The sequence below is a fragment of the Streptomyces flavofungini genome (assembly GCF_014650815.1).
In the GTDB taxonomy this organism is placed as follows: domain Bacteria; phylum Actinomycetota; class Actinomycetes; order Streptomycetales; family Streptomycetaceae; genus Streptomyces; species Streptomyces flavofungini.
Map to the genome: position 1 here is coordinate 699,368 of NZ_BMVR01000002.1, position 15,184 is coordinate 714,551.

Below are 15,184 nucleotides of genomic sequence, written 5' to 3' on the forward strand. Positions count from 1 at the left end.
GGGCGGGACTGGGACGCCCCCGCGAGGAGACCTCATGCGAGCCGACGCCCGCCGCAACTACCAGCGGCTCCTCAGCGAGGCCCGCACCGCGTTCGCGGAACACGGCACGGACACCTCCCTGGAGGACGTGGCCCGCCGCGCGGGCGTGGGCATCGGCACCCTGTACCGCCACTTCCCCACCCGCCACGCCCTGTTGAGCGCGGTCTTCGAGGACGCGGTGAGCGACCTCCTGACCCGCTCCGGTGACCTCCTGGACGCCCCGCAGCCGTGCACCGCCCTGGTGGACTGGCTACGAGCGATCATCACTCATGCGGGTGAGTACCGCGGGCTGGCCCACGCCCTCATGTCCGCCTCCCGGGACGACAGTTCGGCGCTGGCCCGGTGCAGCCGCCCGATGCGGGAGGCAGGCACCAAGCTCCTGGAACGCGCCCAGTCGGCGGGCGCCGTACGCCAGGGCGTGTCGATCGACGACCTGCTCCAGCTCACGAACGCGATCGCCCTGGCGGCGGAGGAGTCCCCGGACGACCCGGAACTGGCGGACCGCCTCCTGACCCTGACGCTGCGCGGCCTCAAGGCGGAACCCGGCGCCTGAAGGCGCCTGCGGAGGCTCCAGCGAAGAAAGGCCGGGCGGGACGGGAAAAGGGCCGGGCGGACCGGAGAGAGCCCGTCCGGCGATTGAGGACGAGGCGCGCAGCGCCGGCAAGGGGCACCCCCGGCCAAGGAGCAGGCACAGGCCGCCCGCCGGGCAAGCAGGGGCCCACCCTCCCGCCCAGGGCCCAGGGGCCAGCTACCGTCTGCGCAGGTCGGCGACCCTCGCCGCCCGCTCCCCGCCCTGCTGCTCACCGAGGACGGACGCGCTGCGCAACTGCGGCCCGGCGCCGGGCCCCGCGCCATGGCCCCCGTGCCCCCGCCGCTGACCGGGCAACGGCACGTCTCTGCGTGGCTGCCGGCCTGCTGGGACGGAGTCAACTCCGGGGGCCTGGCCGGGGCCCGCTGACGCTCCGGCGACCGCGATCTGCACGCCCTGGTCGGCCAGTGCCTGCAACTCGGTCGCCGCGCGGTCGTCGTGCGCGGGCGGCTCGTCCGTGACCAGACGTGTGATGACGTCCGTCGGCACCGTCTGGAACATCGTGTCGGTGCCGAGCTTGGTGTGGTCGGCGAGGACCACCACCTCCGCGGCGGCCTGCACGAGCGCGCGGTCCACGCTCGCCGACAGCATGTTGGAGGTGGACAGGCCACGTTCGGCGGTCAGGCCGCTGCCCGACAGGAACGCCCGCGACACCCTCAGACCCTGTAGGGACTGCTCGGCGCCGCTGCCCACCAGCGCGTAGTTGGAGCCGCGCAGGGTGCCGCCGGTCATGACGACTTCGACCCGGTTGGCGTGGGCGAGGGCCTGCGCCACCAGCAGGGAGTTGGTGACGACGGTCAGGCCGGGCACCCGCGCGAGCCGGCGGGCCAGCTCCTGCGTGGTCGTACCCGCCCCGACGACGATGGCTTCGCCCTCTTCGACGAGACCCGCCGCGAGATCGGCGATGGCCGTCTTCTCGGCGGACGCGAGATGTGATTTCTGCGGAAAGCCGGACTCCCGCGTGAATCCGCCCGGCAATACCGCACCGCCATGTCGGCGGTCGAGGAGTCCTTCTGCCTCCAGCGCGCGCACGTCCCGCCGTACGGTCACTTCGGAGGTCTGGACGACGCGGGCGAGCTCACGGAGCGACACCGCTCCGTTGGCCCGCACCATTTCGAGGATCAATTGGCGACGTTCTGCAGCGAACACGAAACTGACAGTAACCCCAACGACCGTCTGCTTTCAGCAGTTTGCGCCGAATTACAGAAGTTGTTCGCACAGTAGGGGTGGAAGTGGTATAGGGGGTACTCTCCGCGCCTATGCCGAGCGAATGGTCGGCAACAGGCTGTGACCTGCGGAGAGTTGATTCCGGCCGACCGGACGATCACATCGGCCGATCGGCGCCCGCTGACCGAACGGTCGGGATCAGGCCTCCCCGGCGACCTTACGCGTGTGCAACTGACGGGCGACTTCGGCGATCGAGCCCGAAAGCGATGGGTACACGGTGAAGGCGTTAGCGATCTGCTCCACCGTCAGATTGTTGTCGACCGCGATCGAGATGGGATGGATCAGTTCCGATGCGCGGGGCGAGACGACGACACCGCCGACCACGATTCCCGTACCCGGACGGCAGAAGATCTTGACGAAGCCGTCGCGGATGCCCTGCATCTTCGCGCGCGGATTGCGGAGCAGCGGGAGCTTGACGACGCGGGCGTCGATCTTTCCGGCGTCGACGTCGGCCTGGCTGTAGCCGACGGTCGCGATCTCCGGGTCGGTGAAGACGTTCGACGAGACCGTCTTCAGGTTCAGCGGGGTCACCGCGTCGCCCAGGAAGTGGTACATCGCGATGCGGCCCTGCATGGCGGCGACCGAGGCGAGGGCGAAGATGCCGGTGACGTCACCGGCGGCGTACACGCCGGGGGCGGAGGTGCGCGAGACCCGGTCGGTCCAGATGTGCCCGGACTCCTTGACCTTGACCCCGGCCTCCTCCAGGCCCATCCCGTCGCTGTTGGGGATGGCACCGACGGCCATCAGGCAGTGCGAGCCGGTGATGACGCGGCCGTCGGCGAGGGTGACCTCCACGCGGTCGCCCACGCGCTTGGCGGAGGCGGCGCGGGTGCGGCCCATGACGTTCATGCCGCGGCGGCGGAAGACGTCCTCCAGGACGGCGGCGGCGTCCGGGTCCTCACCGGGCAGCACGCGGTCGCGCGACGAGACGAGGGTGACCCGCGAGCCGAGCGCCTGGTAGGCACCGGCGAACTCGGCGCCCGTCACACCCGACCCGACCACGATGAGCTCCTCGGGCAGCTCGTCGAGGTCGTACACCTGCGTCCAGTTCAGGATCCGCTCGCCGTCGGGCTGCGCGTCCGGCAGCTCACGCGGGTGGCCGCCGGTGGCGATCAGGACGGCGTCGGCCACGAGGGTCTCCTCCGAGCCGTCGGCGGCACGCACGACGACCTTGCGGGAGCCGTCCATGGCCTGCTGGCCCTCCAGGCGCCCACGGCCGCGCATGACGCGTGCTCCGGCCCGGGTCACGGACGCCGTGATGTCGTGCGACTGCGCGAGCGCGAGCCGCTTCACACGCCGGTTCACCTTGCCGAGGTCCACGCCCACGACGCGGGCCGCCTGATCGATGTGCGGGGTGTCGTCCTCGACGATGATCCCCAGCTCCTCGTACGAGGAGTCGAAGGTGGTCATCACCTCGGCCGTCGCGATCAGGGTCTTCGACGGTACGCAGTCGGTGAGCACCGACGCCCCGCCCAGACCGTCGCAGTCGACGACGGTCACCTCCGCGCCGAGCTGGGCGGCCACCAGGGCCGCCTCATATCCGCCGGGTCCGCCACCAATGATCACGATCCGAGTCACGTACTCCATTGTCCCGCACGACCGGGCGACCCGTACCCCCGGGGCCCTCCGTAGCGGCGGCCACGCCGGTGACCACGGGAGTGACGGTTGCGGCAAGAGGGGTACACCCGGCTGCCGTAGTCTCGTGGTCATGTCGCTCTACGCCGCGTACGCCGGCAATCTCGACGCGCGGCTGATGACGCGCCGCGCACCGCACTCGCCGCTGCGCGCGACCGGCTGGCTCAACGACTGGCGGCTGACGTTCGGCGGCGAGCACATGGGCTGGGAGGGCGCGCTCGCGACCATCGTCGAGGCGCCGCGCTCGCAGGTCTTCGTCGCGCTGTACGACATCGCCCCGATGGACGAGGACTCCATGGACCGGTGGGAGGGTGTCGGCCTCGACATCTACCGCCGCATGCGGATCCGCGTCCACACGCTTGAGGGCGAGGAGGCCGCCTGGGTGTACGTCCTCAACGGCTACGAGGGCGGCCTGCCCTCCGCCCGCTACCTCGGCGAGCTCGCCGACGCGGCGGAGTCGGCGGGGGCACCGCACGACTACGTCATGAACCTCCGCAAACGTCCCTGCTAGGACGGGCGCTACGGGCACGGCGGGCACTACGGGGGCTCCGCCCCCGCCCGCGCAGCCGACTTCGTCGGAAACGACAAGGCAACGATCCGGATCCCGTGGGCATCGTCATCTACGCGCGTAGGGCGTAACCGGCTACCCTCGTCGGCGTGAACGCTTCAGTTATTCCGGACGACATCCAGGGCGACCCCTACGCCGCCGCCGACGCCGCCGCGGCCCGCCTCCGCGAGCTGACCGGCGCCGAGACCCACGACGTGGCCCTGGTGATGGGCTCCGGCTGGGCACCGGCCGTCGAGGCCCTCGGCGCTCCCGAGGCCGAGTTCCCGGTCACGGAGCTGCCGGGCTTCCCGCCGCCGGCGGTCGCGGGCCACGGCGGCCGCATCCGCTCCTTCAAGGTCGGCGCGAAGCGCGCCCTGGTCTTCCTGGGCCGCACGCACTACTACGAGGGCCGCGGCGTGGCCGCGGTGGCGCACGGCGTACGGACCGCCGTGGCCGCGGGCTGCAAGACGATCGTGCTGACCAATGGCTGCGGCGGCCTCCGCGAGGGCATGCGCCCGGGCCAGCCCGTGCTGATCAGCGACCACCTGAACCTGACGGCGACGTCCCCGATCGTCGGTGCGAACTTCGTCGACCTGACGGACCTGTACTCGCCGCGGCTGCGCGCGCTGTGCAAGGAGATCGACCCGAGCCTGGAAGAGGGCGTGTACGCCCAGTTCCCCGGCCCGCACTACGAGACCCCGGCCGAGATCCGCATGGCCCGCACGATCGGCGCGGACCTGGTCGGCATGTCGACGGTCCTGGAGGCCATCGCGGCGCGCGAGGCGGGCGCCGAGGTCCTCGGCATCTCCCTGGTGACGAACCTCGCCGCGGGCATGACGGGCGAGCCGCTGAACCACGAAGAGGTCCTGCAGGCGGGCCGCGACTCCGCCACGCGGATGGGCGAGCTGCTCGGGCAGGTCCTGGGCCGCATCTGACCCGTCCGACCCCGCCGGGGGCGCGGCGGATCGGTCCGCGCCCCGGGCGGGTACGCCGTCCACAGCAAGACCCCCTTCACGGAGAGGCCGACCACACGTGCAGGACCACGGAGAACTCATCGCCCGCGCCCGGGCCTGGCTGGCCGAGGACCCGGACCCGGAGACCCGCGAGGAGCTGGCGAAGCTCGTCGACGCGGCGCCGGGCACCCTGGCCGTCCTGGCGGAGCTGGCCGCGCGGTTCGCGGGCACGCTGCAGTTCGGCACCGCGGGACTGCGCGGCGAGCTGGGCGCGGGACCGCTGCGGATGAACCGTTCCGTGGTCATCCGCGCGGCGGCGGGCCTGGCGGCGTACCTGAAGGGCAAGGGCCACAGCGGCGGTCTCGTCGTCATCGGATACGACGCCCGCTACAAGTCGGCCGACTTCGCGCGCGACACCGCCGCCGTGATGACCGGCGCGGGCCTGCGCGCCGCCGTCCTGCCGCGCCCCCTGCCGACCCCCGTCCTCGCCTTCGCCATACGGCACCTGGGCGCGGTCGCGGGCGTGGAGGTCACGGCCAGCCACAACCCGCCGCGCGACAACGGCTACAAGGTCTATCTGGGCGACGGCTCGCAGATCGTGCCGCCCGCGGACGGCGAGATCGCCGCCGAGATCGACGCCGTACGGAGCCTGCACGACGTACCGCGTCCTGACAGCGGCTGGGAAACCCTCGGCGAGGACGTCCTGGAGGCCTATCTGGCGCGTACGGACGCCGTCCTGGCCGCGGGGTCCCCGCGGACCGCGCGGACCGTCTACACGGCCATGCACGGCGTCGGCAAGGACACGCTCCTCGCGGCGTTCGCGCGAGCCGGCTTCCCCGCGCCGGTGCTCGTCGCGGAGCAGGCGGAGCCCGACCCGGACTTCCCGACGGTCGCCTTCCCCAACCCGGAGGAGCCGGGCGCGATGGACCTGTCCTTCGCGACGGCCCGCGAGGCGCGCCCCGACCTGGTGATCGCCAACGACCCGGACGCGGACCGCTGCGCGGTGGCCGTGCCCGGGGGCGACGGGGACTGGCGGATGCTGCGCGGCGACGAGGTCGGCGCGCTGCTCGCCGCGCACCTGGTGCGCCGGGGCGTGTCCGCGGACGGCGGCCGGGTGTTCGCCGAGTCGATCGTGTCGTCGTCGCTGCTCGGCCGCATCGCCGAGAAGGCGGGCCTCGGCTACGAGGAGACGCTGACGGGCTTCAAGTGGATCGCCCGCGTCGACGGCCTGCGGTACGGCTACGAAGAGGCCCTCGGCTACTGCGTCGACCCCGAGGGCGTACGCGACAAGGACGGCATCACGGCGGCGCTGCTGATCACGGAGCTGGCCTCCGAGCTGAAGGAGGAGGGCCGCACGCTCCTCGACCTGCTCGACGACCTGGCCGTGGAGCACGGCCTGCACGCCACGGACCAGCTGTCGGTGCGCGTGGAGGACCTGTCGCTGATCGCGGCCGCGATGCGGCGCCTGCGCGAGCGGCAGCCGGAGCGTCTCGCCGGGCTCGCGGTGACCCGCGCGGAGGACCTCACCAAGGGCACGGAGACGCTGCCGCCCACGGACGGCCTGCGGTACACCCTCGACGGCGCCCGCGTCATCGTGCGCCCCAGCGGCACCGAGCCGAAGCTCAAGTGCTACCTGGAGGTCGTGGTGCCGGTCGCGGACCGCGCCGCGCTCCCCGGGGCCCATGAGAAGGCGGCGGAGCTGCTGGCCGCGCTGAAGCGGGATCTGGCGGGGGCTGCGGGGATCTGAGGCGCGGGGGGGGCGCGACGGCTGCGGGTGCTCGCGTACGACGGGGCGGGCGGCTCGTACGGGCTCGTTCGGCCGCGTGGGTGACGTCGTCCAGGCGGCGTCACCTCCACCCCACCCCCGCCACCCGTACGGGTGGTTCCGGTACGGCGACTGACGCGGCTCCCCGCTGCGCCACCGGTCCCTCGGGAAGGGTCGACCGGTAGCGCACCTTCTCGTACCGGGAGCCGCAGTGCCGTACGGACCACCCTCCGACCTGTCGACCACCGCGCCGACCCGCGTACCCGCCTCCCGCCGCCCCCGCGCCAAGGCCCCGCGCGCGGCCGCGCACCGGCGTGCGGCCCGCGCGCTGCGGTACGCGGCGCCCGCGCTCCTCGCGTACGCCGCCGTCCGCGTCCTCGGCCTGCTCGTCCTCGCCGTCTGGGCCCGCCGCGAGCACCGTGAACTGTGGCATCTGCTCGCCGAGTCCTGGGACTGCGACTGGTACCTGAGGATCGCGGCGGACGGCTACGCGGACACCCTCGGGCATGCCTTCGACACCAACAACCTGGCGTTCTTCCCGCTGTTCCCGCTCCTGATCCGGGCGGGCGACGCGCTGCTCCCGGCGCCGCGCGGCGGGGTCGGGCTCGCGCTCGCCGTCGGCTGCTCGTTCCTCGCGGCGTGGGGGATCTTCAAGGTCGGCGACCGGCTGCACGGGCGGCGCGCGGGCGTGCTCCTGGTGACGCTGTGGGCCTGCCTGCCGGTCGCCCTCGTGCAGTGGATGGGCTACACGGAATCGCTGTTCACGGCGCTCGCGGCCTGGTCGCTGTACGCGGTGCTCACCGGCCGCTGGGTGTGGGCCGGGGCGCTCGCCGCGCTCGCGGGCCTGACCCGGCCGACCGGGGTCGCCGTCGCCGCCGCCGTGTCCCTCACCGCGCTGCTCGCGCTGCGCCGCCGCTTCGACGCCCGCGCCCTGACCGGCGCGCTGCTCGCGCCGCTCGGCTGGCTCGCGTACGTCGGCTGGGTGGGCGCGCGCCTCGGCCGCTGGGACGGCTACTTCGCGGTGCAGAAGCTGTGGCACAACGAGTGGGACGGCGGCATCGGCACCCTGCGCTGGATGAAGCGGCTGTTCCTGGTGGAGCGCCCGCAACTGTTCCTGGTCCTGGTGACGCTCGTCCTGCTCGGCGCGCTCGTGCTGTACGTCCTGTCGGTGGCCGGGCGCGAACAGCCGCTGCCGCTCCTGGTGTTCACGGGGCTGCTGGTCGCGATCGTGCTCGGCTCCAGCGGCGTCTACTTCCCCCGCGCCCGCTTCCTGCTGCCCGGCTTCCCCCTGCTCCTCCCGGTGGCCCTCGCGCTCGCACGGGCCCGTACCCGGGTGACGCTCGCGGTGCTCTCGACGGCGGCACTGACGTCGGCGGCGTTCGGCGGGCACATGCTGCTGGTGTGGCTGGGGCCGCCGTGAGCGGTGTTGTCGGCGGTGGTCTTCGACGTGAGCGGCCCGGTCGAGTTCCCGCGCACGGTGCGGGCGACTGAGGGAAATGCCGAGGGAGGCGCCAAGGAAATCCCGCGGGAAACGCTGCGGGGAATTGGGGGCCCGCGGAGGGGAACCCCGGGGCGGTGGGCGGTGTATCAGGGGTAGTTGCTGATTCGCCGCGGGGCGGCGGCGGGGCGGAATGGGGGGCGTCGCATGGATGGGCGGGTTCGGGGTGGTGGGGGCTTCGGGGAGTGGTGGCTTGCGTGGTGGTGGCGTGTGGGGGCGGCGGGGGTTCCGGGCCTCCGGACGGGCCGGAGCGGCGCGCGGGGCTAGGGCCATGGGTCGGCGCGACGTCGCGGCGTCTGGCACTTCCCCAAGCTCTCGGCTTCGTACGAGCAGGGGAGACCCCATCCGAGGACCTTCCGGCGCCTTGCGATCGCACGCTCCCCCGAGTTCTCGGCTTCGCTCGAACAGGGGGACCCCCATGACGCCGCTGCTTCCTCCACGCCGACCCATCGGACAGGCCCTAGGGAACCGAGGCGGACGGCGGCGGGCGGTCGGGGGCGGGCCGACAAGGGCGCGGCCGAGCCGGGCGCCTCGCGGCCCACCCGGCCCATCCGACTCACCCGGCCCATCCGGCCCACGGACCCGTCAGCCCACCCGCGCTCGTCAGCCCACGGCCAGCAGCACCGCGAGGAGCACCGCTCCGGCGACGCTGGGCGCCAGGATCTCGTAGGCCCAGCGGACCACCGGCTCGCCCTGTGCGGCCTCGGCGTTCTCGCGCCGCTCGGCGATCTCCCGCAGGTCGTCCATGGACTGGTCACCGGCGTCGCGGGTGTGGGGGTGGGTGGCGCCCGGGGCGCCGGGCCGGACGCGGCTCGCGGCCGGGTCGTCCGCGGCGACCTGCTGGGCGTGGCGCCGGGCGGCCTTCTTGCGGCCGCGCAGCGAGACGGGGATGGCCCAGAGCTGGAACTTGGTGCCGTCCTGCGTGAAGACCTCGTTCGAGTAGCCGGAGCGCAGTCCGGAGATGGCGCCCCAGGGCAGCGTGATGGTGCGGAACGGGTTGCGGATGCGCAGCCGGTCCTCGTTGGCGTACACCGCGGGCCGCAGGGTGTAGGCGATGACGAGGGGCACCGCGAAGAACAGCCCGGCGAGGGCCACCCACGGGGTGCGTCCCTCGCCCCGGATCAGCGCGTCGATGCCGAGCCAGGCGCCGATGGCGAGCAGCAGGACGCCACCGGCGATGGCTCCGTGGGACCGGTAGCCGCGGTCCTTGTAGACGGGGTCGGTCTGGTCGGCTGCCTGGTCGGCCGCGTCGACCGACTTCACCCGGGCTGCCGCCTTGGCCGGGGCTGCCGCCTTGGCCGGGGCCGCCGACTTGGCCGAGGCAGCCGCCTTCGCCGGGGCCGCCGCCTTCGCCGCGTCGGCCGACGTCGCCACGTCGGCTTGTGCCGCGTCGGTCGCCTGCGCCGCGTCGGTCGCCTGCACCGCGTCGTCCGGCTTCGCCGCCCGCGCCGGGGCTGCCGCCTTGGGTCGGGCCGCCGATTCACCCGGGTCGGCCGTCTTCCCCGGATCGGCCGGACTCGCCGGGGTCGCCGGGTCCTGCTCCGCCGGGGTGGGCTGCGGGTCGCTCGTCATGGGCCTGATTCTGCCTGACGCGATGACGGCGGCCGCGCGCGGCGGGGGTATGGGGATTGGTCCAGACCTAGTACGGTCGAGGGTTGTCATGTACGCCGACAACCAGTCGGCGGCGCGAGGAACCGGCGCCACGCGAACCTCCAAGGAGTCACCCGCACGACACACCCCCGAGGAGAGTCATGACCCCCACGGAAAGAGGATCCAGGAGAACGCCAGGAGTCTTACGAAGAGCGACCGAAGCCGTGCACGGCCGCACCGCCGCGCTGCTGATCGCCCTGCTGCTCCCGCTCTCCCTGCTCACCGCCCTCACGGCGGCCCCCGCGCACGCGGCGGGCACGCTCACCGCGACGTTCACGACGGAGGGCAGCGGCTCGTCCTGGCAGGGCAAGTACGTCGTCCGGAACAGCGGGTCCGCGCCGTCGACGGCCTGGACGCTGGAGTTCGACCTGCCGCCGGGCGTCACCGTCAGCGGGCACACACACGGCGAGGCGACGGTGTCCGGCAGCCACGTCACCGTGAAGAACGCGTACTACAACGGCCGGGTCCCGGCGGGCGGTTCGACCGAGCCGTACAGCTACCAGTTCACGGGCAGGGGGCCGGTCGGGACGCCGACGGGCTGCACGATCAACGGCGACAAGTGCGACGGCACACCCGACAAGCCGCCGACGGCGCCCGGCACCCCGACGGTCACCACCGCCACGTCCCGCACGATCTCGCTGGGCTGGCCCCCGGCCGGGGCGGGCGACTACCCGGTCACGACGTACGAGGTGCTCAGCGGCGAGAACGTGGTGGCGACCTCGGCGACGAACAGCGCGACGGTCACCGACCTCACCCCGGCGACGCGCTACACCTTCACCGTCCGCGCCAAGGACCGACGCGGCAACACCAGCCCCCAGAGCACCCCGGTCACGGCGACGACCGTCGACCCGTCGACCGACCCGACCCCGCCGACCGCGCCCGGCAATCTGCGCGCCACCGGCAAGACGCAGGTGTCGGCGGCCCTGGCCTGGGAGAAGTCGACGGACAACGTGGGCGTGGCCGCGTACGACATCTACCGTGGCGACGCGCTGGTGAAGACGGTCCCGGCCGCGGCGACGACCGCGACCGTGGAGGGCCTGACCCCCGCGACCACCTACGCGTTCACCGTGAAGGCGCGGGACACGGCCGACAACTCCTCCCCCGCCTCGAACACCGTGAGCGTCACCACGGACGACGCGGCCGGTCCCGGTAATCACCTCAAGGTGGGCTACTTCGCGCAGTGGGGCATCTACGGCCGCCAGCACTTCGTGAAGAACCTGGACACGTCCGGGGCGGCGGCGAAGCTCGACGTGATCAACTACGCCTTCGAGAACGTCGATCCGACCAACCACACCTGCCTCGCCGGAGTGGTGAAGGGCGTGTCCGGCAATCCGCAGGACCCGGACGAGGGCACCGGCGCGGGTGACGCGGAGGCGGACTACGGCCGGGCGTTCTCCGCCGCGCAGTCCGTGGACGGGGTGGCCGACGACGGCTGGGGCAAGCTGCGCGGCAACTTCAACCAGCTGAAGAAGCTCAAGGCCAAGCACCCGCACCTGAAGGTCGTGGTCTCGCTCGGCGGCTGGACGTTCTCGAAGTTCTTCGCGGACGCGGCGGCGACCCCGGCCTCCCGCGCGAAGTTCGTCAAGTCCTGCGTGGACACCTGGATCAAGGGCGACCTGCCCCTCTACAACGGCGCGGGCGGCCCCGGCACCGGCGCGGGCGTCTTCGACGGCATCGACATCGACTGGGAGTGGCCGGGCTCCGAGGGCCACCCCGGCAACCACTACGGCGCGGCCGACAAGGACAACCTGACGGCGCTGCTCGCCGAGTTCCGCAAGCAGCTCGACGCGACCGGCGGCAGCCACAAGCTCCTGACCGCGTTCACCCCGGCCGACCCGGTGAAGATCGAGGCGGGCTGGGACATCAAGAAGATCTTCGAGTACCTGGACTTCGCCAATGTCCAGGGCTACGACTTCCACGGCGCCGGCAGCGACAACTCCTGGGAGCCCAAGCGCACCGGCCACCAGGCCAACCTGCGCCGCGACGCCCAGGACCCGTACCCCTTCGAGTTCAGCGTCGAGAAGGCGATCCAGACCTACCTGGACGCCGGGGTCAACCCGCGCAAGCTGACCATCGGCTTCCCGTTCTACGGCCGCGGCTGGAAGGAAGTGGCCGACGGCGGCGCGAAGGGCGAATGGCAGTCGGCGAACGGCGCGGCCCCCGGCCAGTTCCCCGAGGAGGCGGGGACGAAGGGCTACCACAACCTGATCACCACGGTCCCGAACCTCACCGTCCACCACGACGAACAGTCCATATCCACCTACGGCTACACCGGGAACGGCGGCCAGTGGTGGAGCTTCGACGACACCTGGTCGATCGGCAAGAAGACCGAGTGGATCAGATCGAAGGGCCTGCTCGGCGGGATGGTCTGGGAGATGTCGGGCGACACCCCCACCGGCACGCTCATGACGGCCTTGGACAACGGCTTGAAGTGAGCGCCGTCACGCCTCATTGAAGTTCGCATCACGAACTAATACTATTCGTGATGCGAACTAAATGCGCGGCCCGCGCCGGGCGCACGCACACCGACCGACCGCGGGCCGCGCACGACAACGGCGAGTGGACACATGAGCAGCAAAACCGTCGCGGTGACAGGCGGGGGCTACGGCGGCGCCGCGGTCGCCAAGGCGCTCGACGAGCACACCGACGTCGTCCTCATCGAGCCGAAGGACGCCTTCGTGCACGCGGCCGGATCGCTGCGCGCCCTGGTCCGCCCGGACCGGGCGGGCAACACCTTCTTCCCGTACGACGGGCTGCTGCGGCGCGGCAAGGTCATACGGGAGTACGCGGCCTCGGTCGACCCGGACGGCGTCACCCTCGCCCCCGGCGCCCGCGTCGAAGCCGACTACCTCGCGCTGGCGACCCGCTCCGGCTACGCCTTCCCGGCCAAGGCGGACACGGACGACACCGCCGAGGCCCTGGCCCGCCCGCGTGCCACGCACGAGGAGCTGGCGGGCGCGGACCGGGTGCTGATCGCGGGCGCGGGGCCGGTGGGCCTGGAGCTGGCGGGCGAGATCAAGGCGGTGTGGCCGGACAAGGGGGTGACGATCGTCGACCCGGGCGCGGAACTGCTCCCGGGCTTCGACCCCGCCCTGCGCGCGGACCTGCACCGCCAACTCTCCGGCCTGGGCGTGGAGGTGCGCCTGTCCACGACCCTGACGGAGGAGCCGCCCGCCGACCCCGGAAAGGCGAAGACCTTCACGGTGGCCACGACGGGCGCCGACGCGCAGGAGCTGACGGCGGACATCTGGTTCCGCTGCCACGGAGTGCGCACCAACAGCGGCTACCTGAGCGACGGCCGCCTCACCCCCCGCACCCCCAAGGGCCAGGTCCCGGTGACCGAGTCACTGAACGTCCGGGGCCACGACCACGTGTACGCGCTCGGCGACCTCACGGACCTGGCCGAGGCCAAGACGGCGGGTTACGCGATGCGGCACGCGGAGGTGGTGGCCCAGAACATCCTGGCGCGGACGCGCGACGAGGAGCCCACGGCCACCTACCGCCCCTCCCCCGTCCCGGCGGTCCCGCTCCCCCTCGGCCCGGCGGGTGGGGTGGGCCAGCTGCCGACGGAGGGCGGCGCCGAGATCCTGCCCCCGGAAACGGTGGCGGAACACAAGGGCAGAACGCTCTTCACAGACCGCTTCGCGGACCTGTTCAACACCGCCCCTCAGGCGGACGGGACCTGACCGGACCCGACCTCGTCCCCGAAAACCACCGGCACGTCGTTGTCGAGCACGAGCCGCCCGAGCAGCCCGGCCAACTGAGCCCGCTCGGCCTCGCCGAAGCCGAGCGGCAGCTCGTCCATGCGCCGGCAGGTGGCGGCGTAGAACTCGTCCACGAGCACGCTCCCCTCCTCGGTGAGCGCCACCCGGATGGCCCGTCCGTCGGCCGGATCCGCCTCCCGCCGCACCAGCCCGCGCCGGGCGGTCCGGTCGACGAGCCCCGTAAGACTGGACTTGGCAAGCCCGAGGGCGGCCCCCAGCTCACTCATCCCGTACGGCTGCGCCATGAGCACACACAGGAGCTGCCCCTGCTGAGCGGTGATCCCGTACGCCCGGCTGGACTCGGCATACACGGCATTGACCAGGAACGCAGACCGCACCAGAGCGGTGGCGACCCCCATGGGCCCATCGACGGCTTTCCCCATCCCCCCACCCTAGACCGGGGGTCCCAGGGGGCGGAGCCCCTTGGTTCCGGTGGCAGGGCGGGCCCGGGGCGCCCCGCGGGGGCACCCACCCCCACCCGCCCCCTGTACACGCCGCTACGCGCGTAGATATGCTCCCCTCGTGACTATGCCGACGACGCCATCACCCCCAAGGACAGCCGCGCCCGCAGGGCCGCCGCAACCCTTCGCTGACGTCACCGCGTCGGCATCCACACTCCGCCGCTTCCTCCACGGCCTCCCGGGCGTGGACGCGGTCGGTCTGGAGGCCCGCGCGGCGGGCCTCGGGACGCGCTCGATCAAGACCTCGGCCAAGGCGTACGCCATCGACCTGGCCATCTCCATGATCGACCTGACGACCCTGGAGGGCGCGGACACCCCGGGCAAGGTCCGCGCGCTGGGCGCGAAGGCCGTCCACCCGGACCCGACGGACCGCACGACGCCGCGCACGGCGGCGGTGTGCGTGTACCCGGACATGGTGGCGACGGCGAAGCAGGCGGTCGCGGGCACGGACGTGAAGGTCGCCTCGGTGGCGACGGCGTTCCCCGCGGGCCGCGCGGCGCTGGCCGTGAAGCTCGCGGACGTCCGCGACGCGGTGGCGGCGGGCGCGGACGAGATCGACATGGTCATCGACCGCGGCGCGTTCCTCGCGGGCGACTACCTGAAGGTGTACGAGGAGATCGTCGCCGTGAAGGAGGTCTCCGCGCAGGCCCGCCTGAAGGTCATCTTCGAGACCGGCGAACTCTCGACGTACGACAACATCCGCCGTGCGAGCTGGATCGGCATGCTCGCGGGCGCGGACTTCATCAAGACGTCGACCGGCAAGGTCGGGGTGAACGCGACCCCCGCGAACACCCTGCTCATGCTGGAGGCGGTCCGCGACTTCCGCGCGCAGACCGGTGTCCAGGTGGGCGTGAAGCCCGCCGGCGGCATCCGCAGCACCAAGGACGCCATCAAGTTCCTGGTCCTGGTCAACGAGACCGCGGGCGCGGACTGGCTGGACAACCACTGGTTCCGCTTCGGCGCGTCCAGTCTGCTCAACGACCTGCTGATGCAACGCCAGAAGCTGGCCACCGGACGCTACTCCGGCCCCGACTACGTGACGGTGGACTGAGACCC

At 72.6% G+C, this 15,184-nt stretch carries 12 protein-coding genes; 8 read left to right on the forward strand and 4 right to left on the reverse strand.

Annotated features, from left to right (window positions below; genetic code table 11):
- Positions 1 to 34 precede the first annotated feature (34 nt).
- Complete coding sequence (locus IE274_RS06865) at positions 35 to 592, forward strand: TetR/AcrR family transcriptional regulator (protein ID WP_190114654.1); 558 nt, start codon at positions 35 to 37, stop codon at positions 590 to 592.
- Between the two features lie 195 nt (positions 593 to 787).
- Here the strand turns inward: IE274_RS06865 and IE274_RS06870 are convergent, their stop codons facing one another.
- Together IE274_RS06870 and IE274_RS06875 are read right to left on the reverse strand one after the other, a co-directional pair.
- Entirely contained in the window at positions 788 to 1,777 is a 990-nt protein-coding gene (locus tag IE274_RS06870; protein ID WP_190114655.1) for a DeoR/GlpR family DNA-binding transcription regulator, read from the reverse strand.
- Between the two features lie 216 nt (positions 1,778 to 1,993).
- Entirely contained in the window at positions 1,994 to 3,442 is a 1,449-nt protein-coding gene (locus IE274_RS06875; protein WP_190114656.1) for an NAD(P)H-quinone dehydrogenase, read from the reverse strand.
- Positions 3,443 to 3,563: 121 nt separating this feature from the next.
- Between IE274_RS06875 and IE274_RS06880 the strand changes: the two genes are divergently transcribed.
- The 4 genes from IE274_RS06880 to IE274_RS06895 all read left to right on the forward strand — a co-directional run bounded on the left by IE274_RS06880 (position 3,564) and on the right by IE274_RS06895 (position 8,175).
- On the forward strand, positions 3,564 to 4,001 hold the full coding sequence (locus IE274_RS06880) for a gamma-glutamylcyclotransferase family protein (protein ID WP_190114657.1): 438 nt from the start codon (positions 3,564 to 3,566) through the stop codon (positions 3,999 to 4,001).
- 146 nt (positions 4,002 to 4,147) lie between these two features.
- The gene (locus IE274_RS06885) at positions 4,148 to 4,972 is read left to right on the forward strand and encodes a purine-nucleoside phosphorylase (RefSeq protein ID WP_164321331.1); all 825 of its coding nucleotides are present in this window, start codon (positions 4,148 to 4,150) and stop codon (positions 4,970 to 4,972) included.
- 97 nt (positions 4,973 to 5,069) lie between these two features.
- Positions 5,070 to 6,737: a phospho-sugar mutase gene (locus IE274_RS06890; protein ID WP_190114658.1), complete on the forward strand. Its 1,668-nt coding sequence runs from the start codon at positions 5,070 to 5,072 to the stop codon at positions 6,735 to 6,737.
- 229 nt (positions 6,738 to 6,966) lie between these two features.
- Positions 6,967 to 8,175, forward strand: a complete 1,209-nt coding sequence (locus IE274_RS06895) for a glycosyltransferase family protein (protein ID WP_229909283.1) — start codon at positions 6,967 to 6,969, stop codon at positions 8,173 to 8,175.
- Between the two features lie 681 nt (positions 8,176 to 8,856).
- Here the strand turns inward: IE274_RS06895 and IE274_RS06900 are convergent.
- Entirely contained in the window at positions 8,857 to 9,825 is a 969-nt protein-coding gene (locus IE274_RS06900; protein ID WP_190114659.1) for a PH domain-containing protein, read from the reverse strand.
- A 179-nt stretch (positions 9,826 to 10,004) separates the two neighbouring features.
- Between IE274_RS06900 and IE274_RS06905 the strand changes: the two genes are divergently transcribed.
- Together IE274_RS06905 and IE274_RS06910 are read left to right on the forward strand one after the other, a co-directional pair.
- Positions 10,005 to 12,338, forward strand: a complete 2,334-nt coding sequence (locus IE274_RS06905) for a glycosyl hydrolase family 18 protein (protein WP_190114660.1) — start codon at positions 10,005 to 10,007, stop codon at positions 12,336 to 12,338.
- Positions 12,339 to 12,470: 132 nt separating this feature from the next.
- Positions 12,471 to 13,589 (forward strand): NAD(P)/FAD-dependent oxidoreductase, encoded by a 1,119-nt coding sequence (locus tag IE274_RS06910; RefSeq protein ID WP_190114661.1) that lies wholly within the window; start codon positions 12,471 to 12,473, stop codon positions 13,587 to 13,589.
- Here IE274_RS06910 and IE274_RS06915 read toward each other — a convergent pair.
- Positions 13,571 to 14,026, reverse strand: coding sequence for a MarR family winged helix-turn-helix transcriptional regulator (locus IE274_RS06915; RefSeq protein WP_198897830.1), 456 nt, complete (start codon positions 14,024 to 14,026; stop codon positions 13,571 to 13,573). The two genes, IE274_RS06910 and IE274_RS06915, sit on opposite strands and share 19 nt — an antisense overlap.
- A 169-nt stretch (positions 14,027 to 14,195) precedes the next feature.
- Here IE274_RS06915 and deoC point away from each other — a divergent pair, with 169 nt between their 5' ends.
- On the forward strand, positions 14,196 to 15,179 hold the full coding sequence (deoC, locus tag IE274_RS06920) for a deoxyribose-phosphate aldolase (protein WP_190114767.1): 984 nt from the start codon (positions 14,196 to 14,198) through the stop codon (positions 15,177 to 15,179).
- The last annotated feature ends 5 nt before the right edge of the window (positions 15,180 to 15,184 follow it).